The sequence below is a fragment of the Marinomonas sp. KMM3893 genome, from assembly GCF_004352855.1.
In the GTDB taxonomy this organism is placed as follows: domain Bacteria; phylum Pseudomonadota; class Gammaproteobacteria; order Pseudomonadales; family Marinomonadaceae; genus Marinomonas; species Marinomonas arenicola.
On sequence record NZ_SJSC01000010.1, the window covers coordinates 1 to 14,041 of the forward strand.

14 protein-coding genes are annotated in these 14,041 nt (G+C 46.9%); 2 read left to right on the forward strand and 12 right to left on the reverse strand.

Annotated elements, in window-relative coordinates; translation table 11 throughout:
* Positions 1-275 precede the first annotated feature (275 nt).
* The 6 genes from ispH to murJ form a co-directional block, all read right to left on the reverse strand.
* The gene (gene ispH, locus E0D71_RS16735; protein WP_133004467.1) at positions 276-1,226 is read right to left on the reverse strand and encodes a 4-hydroxy-3-methylbut-2-enyl diphosphate reductase; all 951 of its coding nucleotides are present in this window, start codon (positions 1,224-1,226) and stop codon (positions 276-278) included.
* On the reverse strand, positions 1,223-1,654 hold the full coding sequence (locus tag E0D71_RS16740) for a peptidylprolyl isomerase (protein ID WP_133004468.1): 432 nt from the start codon (positions 1,652-1,654) through the stop codon (positions 1,223-1,225). The genes ispH and E0D71_RS16740 overlap by 4 nt, the downstream gene beginning before the upstream one ends.
* Positions 1,651-2,157, reverse strand: a complete 507-nt coding sequence (gene lspA / locus E0D71_RS16745) for a signal peptidase II (protein WP_133004469.1) — start codon at positions 2,155-2,157, stop codon at positions 1,651-1,653. The genes E0D71_RS16740 and lspA overlap by 4 nt, the downstream gene beginning before the upstream one ends.
* Positions 2,157-4,979 carry an isoleucine--tRNA ligase gene (ileS, locus tag E0D71_RS16750; protein WP_133004470.1) on the reverse strand — a complete coding sequence of 941 codons (2,823 nt, stop codon included), beginning with the start codon at positions 4,977-4,979 and terminating at the stop codon, positions 2,157-2,159. The genes lspA and ileS overlap by 1 nt, the downstream gene beginning before the upstream one ends.
* Positions 4,980-5,018: 39 nt before the next feature.
* Positions 5,019-5,942 carry a bifunctional riboflavin kinase/FAD synthetase gene (ribF, locus tag E0D71_RS16755; protein WP_133004471.1) on the reverse strand — a complete coding sequence of 308 codons (924 nt, stop codon included), beginning with the start codon at positions 5,940-5,942 and terminating at the stop codon, positions 5,019-5,021.
* 131 nt (positions 5,943-6,073) lie between these two features.
* Positions 6,074-7,642 carry a murein biosynthesis integral membrane protein MurJ gene (gene murJ, locus E0D71_RS16760; protein WP_133004521.1) on the reverse strand — a complete coding sequence of 523 codons (1,569 nt, stop codon included), beginning with the start codon at positions 7,640-7,642 and terminating at the stop codon, positions 6,074-6,076.
* A 228-nt stretch (positions 7,643-7,870) separates the two neighbouring features.
* On the opposite strand from murJ, the gene rpsT reads away from it, so the two are divergent.
* Positions 7,871-8,134 (forward strand): 30S ribosomal protein S20, encoded by a 264-nt coding sequence (gene rpsT, locus E0D71_RS16765; protein WP_115898992.1) that lies wholly within the window; start codon positions 7,871-7,873, stop codon positions 8,132-8,134.
* Between the two features lie 62 nt (positions 8,135-8,196).
* On the opposite strand, the gene E0D71_RS16770 is transcribed toward rpsT, so the two are convergent.
* The 5 genes from E0D71_RS16770 to rplU form a co-directional block, all read right to left on the reverse strand.
* Positions 8,197-8,559: a diacylglycerol kinase gene (locus tag E0D71_RS16770; RefSeq protein WP_133004472.1), complete on the reverse strand. Its 363-nt coding sequence runs from the start codon at positions 8,557-8,559 to the stop codon at positions 8,197-8,199.
* Between the two features lie 40 nt (positions 8,560-8,599).
* The gene (proB, locus tag E0D71_RS16775; RefSeq protein WP_133004473.1) at positions 8,600-9,724 is read right to left on the reverse strand and encodes a glutamate 5-kinase; all 1,125 of its coding nucleotides are present in this window, start codon (positions 9,722-9,724) and stop codon (positions 8,600-8,602) included.
* A gap of 24 nt (positions 9,725-9,748) precedes the next feature.
* The gene (gene cgtA / locus E0D71_RS16780) at positions 9,749-10,939 is read right to left on the reverse strand and encodes an Obg family GTPase CgtA (RefSeq protein WP_133004474.1); all 1,191 of its coding nucleotides are present in this window, start codon (positions 10,937-10,939) and stop codon (positions 9,749-9,751) included.
* 107 nt (positions 10,940-11,046) lie between these two features.
* On the reverse strand, positions 11,047-11,304 hold the full coding sequence (rpmA, locus tag E0D71_RS16785; RefSeq protein WP_133004475.1) for a 50S ribosomal protein L27: 258 nt from the start codon (positions 11,302-11,304) through the stop codon (positions 11,047-11,049).
* A 32-nt stretch (positions 11,305-11,336) separates the two neighbouring features.
* On the reverse strand, positions 11,337-11,645 hold the full coding sequence (rplU, locus tag E0D71_RS16790; RefSeq protein WP_133004476.1) for a 50S ribosomal protein L21: 309 nt from the start codon (positions 11,643-11,645) through the stop codon (positions 11,337-11,339).
* Positions 11,646-11,926: 281 nt separating this feature from the next.
* Here rplU and ispB point away from each other — a divergent pair, with 281 nt between their 5' ends.
* Complete coding sequence (gene ispB / locus E0D71_RS16795; RefSeq protein WP_133004477.1) at positions 11,927-12,907, forward strand: octaprenyl diphosphate synthase; 981 nt, start codon at positions 11,927-11,929, stop codon at positions 12,905-12,907.
* A gap of 37 nt (positions 12,908-12,944) precedes the next feature.
* Here the strand turns inward: ispB and E0D71_RS16800 are convergent, their stop codons facing one another.
* Positions 12,945-13,865, reverse strand: a complete 921-nt coding sequence (locus E0D71_RS16800; RefSeq protein WP_243712075.1) for an alpha/beta hydrolase — start codon at positions 13,863-13,865, stop codon at positions 12,945-12,947.
* Between the last annotated feature and the right edge of the window lie 176 nt (positions 13,866-14,041).

The window sequence follows — 14,041 nt, forward strand, 5'->3', positions numbered from 1 at the left end:
CTCTCGTAAGACTTCAATTTTTTTGATCAACTACCTTCCGGTAAAACCGAACGGCGATGATCTTCTGAAGACTCCAGCGAGCGCCCACACAAATTATCTGATTATCTATTTTAAAGAGCGTCTGACATGTCGGTCGACTTACTTAGCAAGCTAAGTTGCAAACTCTTGTTTGCGTCGTTGTCCGTGTCAGTGGGTGCGTATAATACATCGTGAAAATTTTAGCGCAAGTACTTTTTAATAAAAGATTCATTTTTTTATAATAAAAATGAAAGCACCTATAATTCAACGATTCGAAGCTCTTTAGGCATAGAGAAAGAAACATTCTCTTCTCTCCCTTTAAGCTCCTCTGGTGAATTACCACCTTCTTGAATAAGACGATCAATTACTTCGTTTATCAAGATTTCAGGCGCCGAGGCACCCGCGGTGACGCCCACGCTACGAACACCAGCCAACCAGTCACTTTGTATCTCGCTCGCATTATCAATTAAATGCGCTTTCGCTCCCATTCTCTCCGCCAGTTCTCGAAGGCGGTTTGAGTTCGAGCTATTGACTGAGCCAACGACCAATACCAGCTCTGACTCTTTCGCTAACGTCTTCACTGCGTCTTGACGATTTTGGGTTGCGTAACAAATGTCGTCTTTCTTCGGCCCTGTAATATTAGGGAAGTGATGACGTAAGGCATCAATCACGACAGAGGTGTCATCCATAGAAAGTGTTGTTTGCGTGACAAAAGCGAGTTTGTCTGGGTTTTCTACTTTTAGCTTGGCCACATCATCAGGGTTTTCCACAAGGTAAATAGCACCACCTTGCTTGTTATCATACTGCCCCATGGTCCCTTCTACTTCAGGGTGACCATCATGACCAATCAAAATACACTCAGCACCATCGCGAGAATAACGAAGCACTTCTAGATGAACTTTAGTCACTAACGGGCAGGTAGCATCAAACACTTTAAGACCGCGCTTTTCGGCTTCATCACGAACCGCTTTAGACACACCGTGCGCACTAAAGATGACAATATTGTCATCCGGCACTTCGTCTAACTCGTTAACAAAGACAGCGCCACGCGCTTTAAGGGACTCAACAACAAACTTGTTATGAACCACTTCATGGCGAACAAAGATAGGCGCTTCAAACAAATCCAAACAGCGATTTACAATATCAATGGCTCTATCTACACCAGCACAAAAACCACGAGGATTGGCTAACTGAATAGCAAAACTCATGCTGCCTCCTCTACCGCTACAATTTGTACTCGGTAAGTTAAGGTGCGACCAGACAAGGGGTGATTAAAATCCACCAGCACTTCATTGTCACTGATCTCTGCGATCACGCCTGGCAATTCGTTTTTGCTGGCATCAGCAAACGACACCACCATGCCCTCTTCTATATCCATCGAGAATTGAGAACGCGGCATACGCTGAATATTGCTTTCATTTCGCGCACCAAAGGCTTGCTCTGGCGACATTTCAAAACGACCTTCTTGGCCCACGCTCATGCCCAGCAATACTTCTTCAAAAGCAGGCAGTAAGTTGCCATCGCCGAACACAAACCGAGCGGGCTCATGAGAGAAATTAGAGTCGACTATTTGGCCATCTTCTAAAGACAACTCAAAGTGCAAAGTCACCTGACTATTCGTGGTAATTACATTCATTCTTTCGGGCCTTTCTGTGGCTTTGCCAGCACACTTTCTAACAACATCAAAATAACACCAATGGTGATGGCACTGTCCGCCACATTAAAAGCAGGAAAATACCAAGACTGTTGCCAATGAAACTCTAGAAAATCGACAACGTGACCATAAACCAATCGATCATATAAATTGCCAACTGCACCGCCTAATATGAGGCTCAGTGACAAGGCTTCCCAACGATTCGTAGCGGCCACTTTAACCAAGCGCCAACTAATGCCGATTACGACAGCTAATGCGATAAAGGAGAAGAACCAACGCTGCCAGCCGCCTGCATTTGCTAAGAAGCTAAAAGCAGCCCCCGTGTTATAACGCAGCGTTAAATCAAAGAAGGGAAGAACAGGGACAGTCTGACCATAAGCAATGCTTGCTTCAATGCATTGCTTAGTCAGCCAGTCTACTGCAAATATAACAAGTGCCAGCGCCCACCAGCGCTGGACTTGTTGCCATACAAAACGAATGGTCATTAGGCGTAAAGGCGTTGTTCACCTTCTCCATCTGGTAAATTGGAAATACAACGATCACACAATTCTGGGTGTTCGGCACGCTGACCAACTTCTGGACGGTGGTGCCAGCAGCGAACACATTTCTCATTGCTGCTTAACGCTACCACAACTTTTAGCCCATCAAGATCTGTTGCTACGGCATCATCACCCGCTTGCGCCAATGGCAATACTTTTACATTAGAAGAAATCAGCACAAAGCGTAACTCATCATCAAGACGACTCAATGTCGCTTGCAATGCCTCATCGCAATACAAGGTGATTTCTGCACTTAGGCTGGCCTTCATCTTGCCTTCGCTGCGTGCGGCTTCTAATACCTTGTTAGTAGCGACTTTAGCTTCCAGCACATGCTTCCAGAATTCACGTCCCATTGGCTCATCACCAGACAACGTTTCTAATCCTTCGTACCATGTTTCTAAGAAGACAGACTCAACTCGGTCACCTGGCATAGCGTGCCACAACTCATCCGCGGTAAAGCTCAAGATTGGCGAAATCCAGCGAGTGAAGGCCTCCATGATATGGTACAAGGCCGTCTGCGCAGAGCGACGAGCCAAGCTGTTTGGCTGAGTCGTATACTGACGGTCTTTGATGATATCTAGGTAAAAACCACCTAGATCCACAGAACAGAAGTTTTGGATTTTCTGATTAACTGTGTGGAATTGGTATTCGTTGTAAGCCGTATCCAACTCTGTTTGCAACAAAGCGGCACGATCTACAATCCAGCGATCCAAGGCCAACATGTCTTTGCTTGCAACAACATCCGTTGCTGGATTGAAGCCACTTAAGTTAGACAACATAAAGCGCGCGGTATTACGGATACGACGGTATGAATCTGCAACACGCTTCAGAATCTCATCAGAAACAGTCATTTCAGTGGTGTAATCGGTTGCCGCTACCCACAAACGAATGATGTCCGCTCCTAAGGTATCCATCACTTTTTGAGGTGACAATACGTTACCCAATGATTTCGACATCTTGCGACCGTCGCCATCCACTGTAAAGCCATGGGTAAGCACTTGCTTGTACGGAGGCACACCGCGAATCGCGATGGACGTTTTCAACGACGATTGGAACCAACCACGGTGCTGATCAGAACCTTCCAAATACAAATCGGCCGGAAAACTTAATTCGTCACGCTGATCGATGACAGAGTAATGCGTTACCCCAGAGTCAAACCATACGTCTAGCGTGTCAGTCACCTTGCTGTATTTTGCCGCTTCATCACCCAATAGGGTTTCTGCGTCCATTTCGAACCAAGCATCAATGCCTTCTTGCTCGATACGTTTGGCAACTTCTTCAATCAAACGTGGTGTTTCTGGGTGCAATTCTTGCGTTTCTTTGTTGATAAACAAAGCAATCGGAACACCCCAAGTACGTTGACGAGACACACACCAATCAGGGCTGTTATTCAACATCCCTTCCATGCGATTTTGTCCCCAGCTTGGCACCCACTTCACACCTTCAACTGCGTGTTTGGCCGCATCCAACAAACCTTCTTTGGTCATGCTGATAAACCACTGTGGTGTCGCGCGGAAGATCAATGGTGTTTTAGTACGCCAGCAATGAGGGTAGCTGTGGAAAATTTTCGATTCGAAAACCAAGGCGTTGTTTCGGTTTAATGCTTCAAGCACTGCGCCATCTACTTTATAAACATGCAAGCCAGCAAATTCACCAGCGGCATCTGAATACACGCCATTGTCTTGTACTAGGTTAATGGTACCAATGCCATTTTCACGGCCGACGTTGAAATCGTCTACACCATGGTCTGGTGCGGTATGCACACAACCTGTACCGGCTTCGGTGGTCACGTGCTCGCCAAGAATAACGGGGATATCACGTTCCAAGAATGGGTGATTCAAGACAGTGCCTTGTAGATCCGCACCGATAGTACGACCCACAATACGGAAATCAGACACACCGTAGCGCACCATCAAACCTTCAACCATGTCTTCAGCAACGATTAAGCGCTCTTTACCCAAGCCCATGTCCACTTCAACAAGGGCATAGTTAAACTCAGGGTGAACAGAAACCGCTTGGCTAGCAGGCAAGGTCCAAGGCGTCGTTGTCCAGATAACAACCGATACTTTGCCTTCGCCTTCTACATCAGAGAATTTTGCCAACAACGCCGCTTCGTCTTGAGGCGCGTAGCGCACATCCAATGACAATGACGTTTTATCTTGGTATTCCACTTCGGCTTCAGCCAAGGCAGAACCACCCACCACACTCCAGTAAACTGGCTTAAAGCCTTTAACGAGGTGGCCGTTTTCAGCAATCTTACCCAAGGCACGAACAATGTTCGCTTCGGTTTGGAAGTTCATCGTAAGGTATGGGTTTTCCCAATCGCCCATTACGCCCAAACGGATAAAATCTTTTTTCTGTTGTTCGATTTGCGTGTAAGCGTATTCGCGACATTTGGCACGGAATTCTTTGTACGATACTTTGGTACCCGCTTTGCCTATCAACTGTTCTACTTTGTGCTCAATCGGCAAGCCGTGACAATCCCAACCTGGAATGTAAGGCGCATCAAAACCACTGACGGTTTTTGATTTAACAATAATATCTTTGAGGATTTTGTTAACCGCGTGACCAATGTGAATACTGCCATTTGCGTACGGAGGGCCGTCATGAAGAATAAAAGATTTACGGCCTTTACTGACTTCGCGTACTTTGTTGTATAGATCCATATCCTGCCATTGCTTCAGCATTGCAGGTTCACGTTTTGCCAAGTCTCCACGCATAGGGAAGTCTGTCTTTGGCAAATTAAGCGTCGGTTTATAATCACTCATGGTTTATCGATTTATCCTCAAAGATCATCAGTTCACTGATTAGGCAAAAAAGAGTATTGCTTCTTCTTTATCACATTGAATTTGTTTTTCCAGCGCATCTAAGCTGGCCATTTTTCGCTCTGCCCTGATAAAGCGACAGAAGGTTACCTGAACATATTTGTCGTACAGATCACCATTAAAATCAAAAAGGTGCACTTCTAATATCGGCGTCTTGCCTTGTACGGTTGGTCTCACACCAATATTAGCCACACCATTGTGCGTTACGCCTGCAACGTCAAGTTGCACCGCATACACACCTGACAACGCAGGCTGAGTCCCTTTTAAATGAACGTTAGCCGTAGGAAAGCCCAATGTGCGACCCAGCTTCTGACCACCGATGACTCGCCCGCCCAAAATGACCGGATGGCCCATGTTTTCTTGGGCGGCGTCAATATCACCGGTTTCCAATGCTTGGCGCACCAAGGTACTGCTAATACGCTCACCGGCCTCGTTCAATACCGATGGGGTATTTTCCACATCAAAGCCATGACTCTCACCAAATTGTTTAAGGTAATCGAAATCCCCTTGGCGATCACAGCCAAAACGAAAATCGTCTCCTACCACCAAATGACGAACGGACAATCCTTGAAATAGAATCTGCTGGCAAAAAGCCTTCGCATCCAATTGCTGAAGCTTAGGGTTGAACGGCAAGCACAACACATAATCAATGCCCTGCCCTTTCAAGAAGTGCACTTTATCACGCAGTCGACTAATACGACCTGGCGCTTTATCGGGCGTAAAAAACTCCCTTGGCTGAGGTTCAAAAATCATAATGCCTGCCGGCACTTGATAATGTTCCGCCAGCGCTTTGACGCGGTTCAAGATGGCATGATGGCCACGATGAACGCCGTCGAAATTCCCTATCGTCAGCACACATTCTTTATGCTTTGAACGGATATTATGAATACCGCGAATTAACTCCATAGTACCTCGTTCAAGACTATCCCACCCAGTGCCGAAAAAATAACCGAGATTATATAGCAGATCACCACCTGAAGGTAGGCCAGAACTAGCACAACCTCAGCAAGAAGCATCGATGACGCCATGAAACGAATCTAGTGTTTGAAAGAAGACGGTCGCAACCCCACCAGTACCGCAGCACCTACGTAGACGGTCACACCAACCACAACCACAAGAAGCACCTCACCAACGCGATGCAGATCAGTCATTTGCGTCCACACCATACCCTGTTGCAGAAAGAAATAGATCCACACCGCCAAGGCCGCCGTTGCCGCGATTAACACCCTCGTTATCAATTTCCAATGATGAGAAAACTGATGATGACCCTGCTTTCGCAACCCGCGCCACAACAAAAATGCATTTAACGCCGCCGACAAACTGGTCGCCAAGGCCAATCCAACATGACCCAAAGGCCACACTAAAATCAGATTAAACACCATGTTGGCCACCATCGCGATAATCCCTATTCGCACTGGTGTGCGCGTATCTTGGCGAGCGTAATACCCAGGCGCCAGCACCTTAATGAGCATCATAAAGATCAGCCCTAAAGAATACGCCTGTAAACTCTGCGCGGCTTTCGTCACATCATGCACGGTCAACTCACCCCGATAAAAGATGGTCGCAATCAATGGCTCAGCCAACATAAACAATGCCAATGCCGACGGCACTGCGATCAACAATAAAATTCGCAGCGCCCAATCCAATGTATCCGAAAATGCTTTCGGGTCTTTGCCTGCAAAACTGCGCGACAAAGAAGGCAAAATCACGGTACTAATCGCAATCGCAAAAATCCCCAGCGGCAATTCATACAAACGATCAGACAAATACAGCCACGTAATACTGCCCGTTTGCAGAAACGACGCCAACACAGTGTCTAAGAGCAAATTGATTTGCCCGACCGAGACCCCAAACAACGCCGGACCAATCAAGATCAAAATGCGCTTCACACCTGGGTGACGAAACTGAAGAGACGGCATCGGCAGTAATTTGAGGCGCGCCAGAAAGGGCATTTGGAAGAGCAATTGAACCAGCCCTGCAAAAAAGACCCCCCATGCCACGGCAGTTTCTGCTTCCAAGGCATTGCGCGCAAACACCAAGGTAGCAACCAATAAGCTAATGTTGAGAAAAATGGGCGTAATGGCTGGCACTGCGTATTCGCCATGGGCATTGAGAATGCCACCCGCCAATGCCGTAAGTGAAATAAACAGCAAATACGGAAAAGTAATGGTTAGCAGCTCAGACGCTAACCGTGCCTGCTCGCCGTCTGCAGCAAACCCAGGCGCAAAGAGATACACCACCCACGGAGCGCATACCATAAACAACGCGGTAATCAACAGCAGCACTAACGCCAAGGAGCCAGACACTGCGGAAATAAGAGCGCGAACCTCTTCTTTCGTCTCGTTCACTCGATAGTCGCTCAACACAGGAACAAACGCCTGAGCAAACGCCCCTTCAGCAAATAAACGACGGAAAAAATTGGGAATTTTAAACGCCACATAAAACGCATCCGCACCTGCGCTTGCCCCCAGCACATACGCTAATGCCGAATCTCGAGCCAACCCCAAGATACGGGACAAGAAAGTGCACACGGACACCAAAACACCTGATCGCAATAATGAGTTATTTTTCGATGTTTTTTTCGGGGTGATATTATTTTCCGACATAGCAATTTTGTTAACCATTCCAACAAATTGGAGCAAGAATACCACCTGAATCCACAACAAGTTAGGGAAATAAGCCAGTAGATTTGGTGATTATTTGTATAATGGGGTTGTGGCATGCTCAAAAACTGGTAAAATCCGCCGCGAGATTATGAAGTCATACTTGACATTGATTTCACGACGCAGCACAGTGCTGTGCCGTTTCCTAATATAAACGAAAGGAGCCAGACTGTGGCAAATTCCGCCGGTTCAAAAAAACGTGCGCGCCAGGCGATCAAACGTCGCGCTCATAATGGTAGCCTGCGCTCTATGGTTCGCACATACTTGAAAAAAGTAGATGCAGCCATCGAAGCAGGTAATCAAGCTGATGCACAAGCAGCTTACGTTCTAGCTACATCTAAGCTAGACAAAGCAGCTGATAAAGGCCTATATCACAAAAACAAAGCAGCTCGTCATAAGAGCCGCTTGAGTGCTAAAATCAAAGCACTGGCCTAATACCTATAAAAAAACCGGCTTATGCCGGTTTTTTTATACTTTATTTTCTTGCCCAACTCTCATTAGCCAATCAGCACAACACCCCATACCACAACGGCCAACAATAGCGTCAACATAACCGCCGCCGACCCTAAATCTTTGGCTCGACCAGATAACTCGTGATGCTCATCACTGATTCTATCCACCACAGCTTCAACACTTGAATTCAGCGTTTCAACAATCAATACCATACCAACTGAAAAGATCAGCACCGCTTTCTCTAATGCTGTATCCCCTAACCAAAGTGCAAAAGGAAGAGCGATAATAAACAAACACACTTCTTGGCGAAAAGCCGCTTCGTGTTTCCATTGCGCCTTAAGACCTTGATAAGAATAACGAGACGCACTCAATACTCGCGCCAAACCAGACTGCCCCGGCTTTGCCATTACATTCTCCCAACTAACAGTTAAATAATTACTCAGCCAATTAAACAATCACCAAATTATCGCGATGCACTAATTCAGGTTCACCCTGATACCCCAAAATCGCCCCTATTTCAGAAGAAGAGCGACCGAGTAATTTTAACGTCTCTGCAACGCTGTAATTGGCCAATCCACGAGCGACAACAACACCTTGCTCATCGACACACAACACCATATCGCCACGAGAGAAAGACCCTTCGGCGTCTTTTACCCCCACCGCTAACAAGCTGGTTCCTGCTTTACGAAGCGCCTTCACCGCCCCGGCATCCAGCACCAGAGAACCGCGACTCTTAAGATGACCTGCCAGCCATAATTTACGCGCAGCTTGTCGACTATGATCAGGTTCTAGCCAAGTACCAATAGGCTCACCCAACGAGACTCTGACAATGACATTCTCCTCACGACCAGAGGCGATCAAGGTATCCGCACCGGATCGAGCAGCCAAACGTGCCGCACGGATTTTTGTCAGCATACCACCACTGCCCAACGCACCCGCTCCACCACTCGCCATGGCTTCGAGGCGACTATCTGAAGCAGAAACATACGGCAATAACACAGCGTCTTTGTGATCACGTGGGTTTTTATCGAACAAGCCAAGCTGATCCGTCAAAATGATCAACACATCCGCCTCAACTAAGTTCGCCACTAACGCGCCTAGGGTGTCATTGTCACCAAAGCGAATTTCATCGGTTACAACCGTGTCATTTTCGTTAACTATGGGTACAACCCCAAGATTAAGCAGCGTTCGCAACGAGGAGCGCGCGTTCAAATAGCGTCGGCGGTTCGATAAATCATCATGAGTAAGCAATATCTGTGCGGTACACAAACCGTGGCGTTCAAAATGAGACTCATAAACACCAACCAACTCCATCTGCCCAACAGCAGCAGCAGCCTGAAGCTCGTTTACTTGTGTCGGTCGAGAAGAGAAGCCGAGCCGCTTCATACCAGCCGCAATAGAGCCTGAAGACACCAAGACAACCTCTTTGCCCTGCGCCCTTAACTCTGCTATCTGTGCAACCCAGAGGCCAATACGGGCCACATCAAGCCCTTGACCATCATTCGTCAGCAACGCACTGCCGATCTTCACTACGACACGGTGCGCATTAGCAACTCTCTCTCGAATATCCATGATACTGCTTATTTTCTCATCCAATTAACGAACGTATTCTACGTCCACATCATAATCTTCATCGTCAAAGTCTTCATCATCCAGCAATTGACCTGCTTTACGACGTTTTTCACGCAACGACAGAATTCGATTACGACCTTCTTCGTCGATCAAGGCACGCATAGCCTGCTCTTTCTCACGCGCTTCTTCACTGTTTGCCAACAATTCACGCTGCTCTTCAAGCGCTGTCATAAGGTCAAGACACAAGACTTCTGTACCTTCACCAGAGATGGCAGAAATACGATACGCCTTGCCTTCCCAGCCTAGTGCATCGATCACGCTTTGACAGCGCTCTTCCAACTCTTCTGCTGGCACCATATCCGTTTTATTCAATACCAACCAACGATCACGCTGAGCCAATGCTGGACTAAACTGATGAAGTTCATTAACCGCAATAACAGCCGCTTCTGCAGGGGTGATTTCATCCCAAGGCGCCAAATCGACTATGTGCAACAAGATACGGTTACGCACCAAGTGCTTCAAGAAACGAATACCCAGGCCCGCGCCTTCAGAAGCGCCTTCGATGATTCCCGGAATATCGGCAACCACAAAGCTCTGGTGTTTCTTAACTTTTACCACACCCAGATTGGGCACTAGCGTTGTAAACGGGTAATCCGCCACTTTTGGTTTTGCAGAAGACACGGAGCGAATAAAGGTCGATTTACCTGCATTCGGCAAGCCTAGCAAGCCCACATCGGCCAATACCTTCATTTCCAACTTAAGCGTACGCTCTTCCCCTACCGTTCCTTTTGTCGTTTGACGAGGGGCACGGTTAGTACTGGATTTGAAACGGGTATTACCCAAACCATGGTGACCACCTTGAGCCACTTTTAGCTTCTGACCGACTTTCACAAGATCCCCTAAGGTTTCTCCTGTGTCTTCGTCGATCACTGTGGTCCCTACTGGCACTATGATCTCAAGATCTGGGCCTTTTGAACCCGTCATGTCACGGCCTTGGCCGCCTTCACCGCTTTCTGCGATGTATTTTTTGGTAAAGCGAAAGTCAATCAAAGTGTTCAATGACTCATCAGCGACCAGCACTACACTGCCGCCGTTGCCGCCATCACCACCATCAGGACCACCTTTCGCCACGAATTTTTCACGCCAAAAGCTTAAACAACCATTTCCGCCTTTACCCGCTCTTACATAGATACTGGCTTCATCAACGAATTTCACAGATTCACCTCTTAGGTGCTTTATCAGAATCAACAGAAACTGATTATAGAATTTTTCCAAAAAAAAAGCCCCGCGTCGCGGAGCTCTTTTTGAGTTTTTAGCAGAGATTAAGCAGCAACAACAGAAACTGTGCGACGCTTAAACTTACCTTTAACTTCAAATTTCACTTGGCCTTCTGCAACAGCAAACAAAGTGTGATCTTTACCAATCTTAACACCTGCACCAGGGTGGAACTGAGTACCACGCTGACGAACAAGAATGTTACCTGGGATCACAACTTGACCACCAAAACGTTTGACACCTAATCGTTTCGATTCGGAGTCGCGACCGTTATTAGTACTACCACCCGCTTTCTTATGAGCCATGACTTACTCCTTAAAATTAGTTTAGTTAGGGCTTATTTAATGCCAGTTATTTTCACTTCCGTGAACCACTGACGATGACCCATACGCTTCATAGAGTGCTTACGACGACGGAATTTCAAAATTTTCACTTTGTCTCCGCGGCCATGAGTAACAACTTCAGCTGTTACCTTGATGCCTTCTACAACAGGAGCGCCAATTTTAACGTCGTCGCCATTGCTAACTAGAAGAACGTCGTCGAATTGCACAACGCCACCTTCTTCGATAGCTAATTTCTCAACCTTAAGGGTTTGGCCTTCTTGTACACGGTATTGCTTACCGCCAGTTTTAATTACTGCGAACATGTTCTTCTCCAATGAGATTTACCCGGCTACTGAATTGAGTTTGACCTACTTCTAGTGGCACCAAATCTTTATCGATCACGATAAAAACTCACTTACCATATGATAGGGAGCAAAACGTGGGTAAATCGGACGCGAGATTGTACAAAATCACACCAGTCAAAACAAGAGAAAAGGCAATCTATTGTATATTTTTCATGTTTTGGGTTGACCGCAGCACAGCGCTTACCTAGCATGGTGCGCACTTGCTGTTCAGCTTGGGACTTATTAGCTTCGGAAAATGCATGCAATCCACACAAATCCATGATGTTGTGACCAACGAGTTTGGTCAAGTGAACGACTACATTATGTCACAGCTCAGCAGTGACATACCTCTAATAGAACAAATTGGTTACTATATTATTAGTAATGGCGGCAAACGATTGCGCCCATTGTTAGTACTTCTTGCCGCTCGCGCAAGCGCCGATTTGGACCCTGACAAATTAGAAAAAGCCATTAAAATGGCGACCATTATTGAGTTTATCCACACCTCTACGCTGTTGCATGATGATGTGGTGGATGAATCTGATATGCGCCGTGGTAAAAAAACCGCCAATGAAGAATGGGGCAACGCGCCCAGCGTTCTTGTCGGTGACTTTTTATACACACGTGCATTTCAATTGATGGTCAGCATTAACAGCATGGATTGCATGGCGATTCTGGCGGAAACCACCAACATCATTGCTGAAGGCGAAGTCCAACAGCTGATCAATTGCGGCGACCCAGATACCACGGAAGAAAGTTACCTAAAAGTTATTCAATACAAAACGGCCAAATTGTTTGAAGGTGCGGCGCTTTGCGGTGCGGTTATTGCTGATGCAGATAAAGCGCATCAAACGGCGCTCCAAGATTACGGCATGTACGTTGGTACCGCATTTCAATTGATCGACGATGTGATGGATTACACCAGCACCGCCGAAGAAATGGGTAAGAGCGTGGGTGATGACTTAGCCGAAGGCAAACCGACTCTGCCACTAATCTACACAATGAAAAATGGCAGCCAAGACGCCGTAGATCGCGTTAGACAAGCGATTTTGACTGGCGGCCTCGAAAACCTTGATGCCATTATTGCCGATGTACAAGCCTGTGGCGCCATTGAATTCACCCAGCAACAAGCACAACAGCAAGCCGACTTAGCAATCCAGTCTATTGCCATTTTGCCCGAGTCTGAATACAAACAAGCGCTTATTGCATTAGCCAACACAGCGGTGAAACGCAAAAGCTAAACGCGCTGCTTAGCGACTCACAAGAAATAAGACCTCATCATGTCCGAGGTTTTATTTCTTGCTTCAATATCTCTCTCACTTTCTTCGCACTCTGCTCAGGGTATTGCTGCATAAAGCAATGACCACCCTCCACTTCTATTACTTGTATATTAGGGTTAATGCGCGCGGCGAGCTGATAGGCTTCTTTAAAATACGAAAACGTCTCTTTCCCCTGCACAATATAAGTCGGCACAGAAATCGAACGAATGGCTTTCCAAAGTCCTTTCGGATAGCTGGCAAAAACGGCGGCCTCCATCCATGAAGGGCAAGCTAAGTGATACTCTCGTGATGCTTTGTCTTGGCGAATTGAGTGCTCTATATAATCCTCTAAACAAGACGGATGCCAACCCTTAAACGTGCCTCTTCCGGTGAAATTTGCTTTTACCTGATCGATGCTTTCCCACTTCACGCGGCGGCGTTTCGCCTGTTTTGCTAACGGCACATGATTTTTCAATCCCAAAAAGGTCACTGCTCGCAACAACCACAACAACCGTGGTGGAAATAACGCAGGGTCTAACAATACCAGCCGGTCGAACAAGGCGGGATCTTGAGCTCCCATTAAGAGCGTCATACAACCGCCAAAGCTGTGCCCTACCCCCATCATTTTCTGCTTTGGTAACGACGCCATTCGCGGCTTCAAACTGGCAGAGAATCGTTCTGCGGTGGCATTCCAACCAACAAATCGGCGACCTGCAGACGATCGACCATGACCCGCCGCTTCTTGTAGAATCAAATTGTAGTCTTCACCCAGTGCGCTCAGAAACTGACGATAGGTTTGCACAGCAAAGCCATTGCCATGTAAAAAATGCAAATTAGGGCGCTCATCACGAACAGGCCCTACATACCCAACTGTATAGCCATCCACAAATTCGTGGCGCCAAGCATCTAGCCATTCATTTCCGTGCAATAACCTAGACAACCTTATGTACCACCTTACCGTTGGAGCGTTCTAATGTGTGTCAGCAGAATAGAGTAAACCAGCTCTGTTTCTCTTGCTAGCACCAGATTCTCCCTAAAATCACGGCCCAAGATCAGTAAATAACCGACTTTTACGAAGTCTTGTTGGTTTTTTTCTACTCAAACGTTCATATTACG

Bases quoted from the DNA above. Each gene is read 5' to 3' on its own strand.
- ribF (WP_133004471.1), bottom strand. From the start codon at position 5,942: ATGGAGTTAATTCGCGGTATTCATAATATCCGTTCAAAGCATAAAGAA.
- murJ (WP_133004521.1), bottom strand. From the start codon at position 7,642: ATGTCGGAAAATAATATCACCCCGAAAAAAACATCGAAAAATAACTCA.
- ispB (WP_133004477.1), top strand. From the start codon at position 11,927: ATGCAATCCACACAAATCCATGATGTTGTGACCAACGAGTTTGGTCAA.
- lspA (WP_133004469.1), bottom strand. From the start codon at position 2,157: ATGACCATTCGTTTTGTATGGCAACAAGTCCAGCGCTGGTGGGCGCTG.
- ispH (WP_133004467.1), bottom strand. From the start codon at position 1,226: ATGAGTTTTGCTATTCAGTTAGCCAATCCTCGTGGTTTTTGTGCTGGT.
- rplU (WP_133004476.1), bottom strand. From the start codon at position 11,645: ATGTTCGCAGTAATTAAAACTGGCGGTAAGCAATACCGTGTACAAGAA.
- ileS (WP_133004470.1), bottom strand. From the start codon at position 4,979: ATGAGTGATTATAAACCGACGCTTAATTTGCCAAAGACAGACTTCCCT.
- proB (WP_133004473.1), bottom strand. From the start codon at position 9,724: ATGGATATTCGAGAGAGAGTTGCTAATGCGCACCGTGTCGTAGTGAAG.
- rpmA (WP_133004475.1), bottom strand. From the start codon at position 11,304: ATGGCTCATAAGAAAGCGGGTGGTAGTACTAATAACGGTCGCGACTCC.
- E0D71_RS16770 (WP_133004472.1), bottom strand. From the start codon at position 8,559: ATGGCAAAGCCGGGGCAGTCTGGTTTGGCGCGAGTATTGAGTGCGTCT.
- E0D71_RS16740 (WP_133004468.1), bottom strand. From the start codon at position 1,654: ATGAATGTAATTACCACGAATAGTCAGGTGACTTTGCACTTTGAGTTG.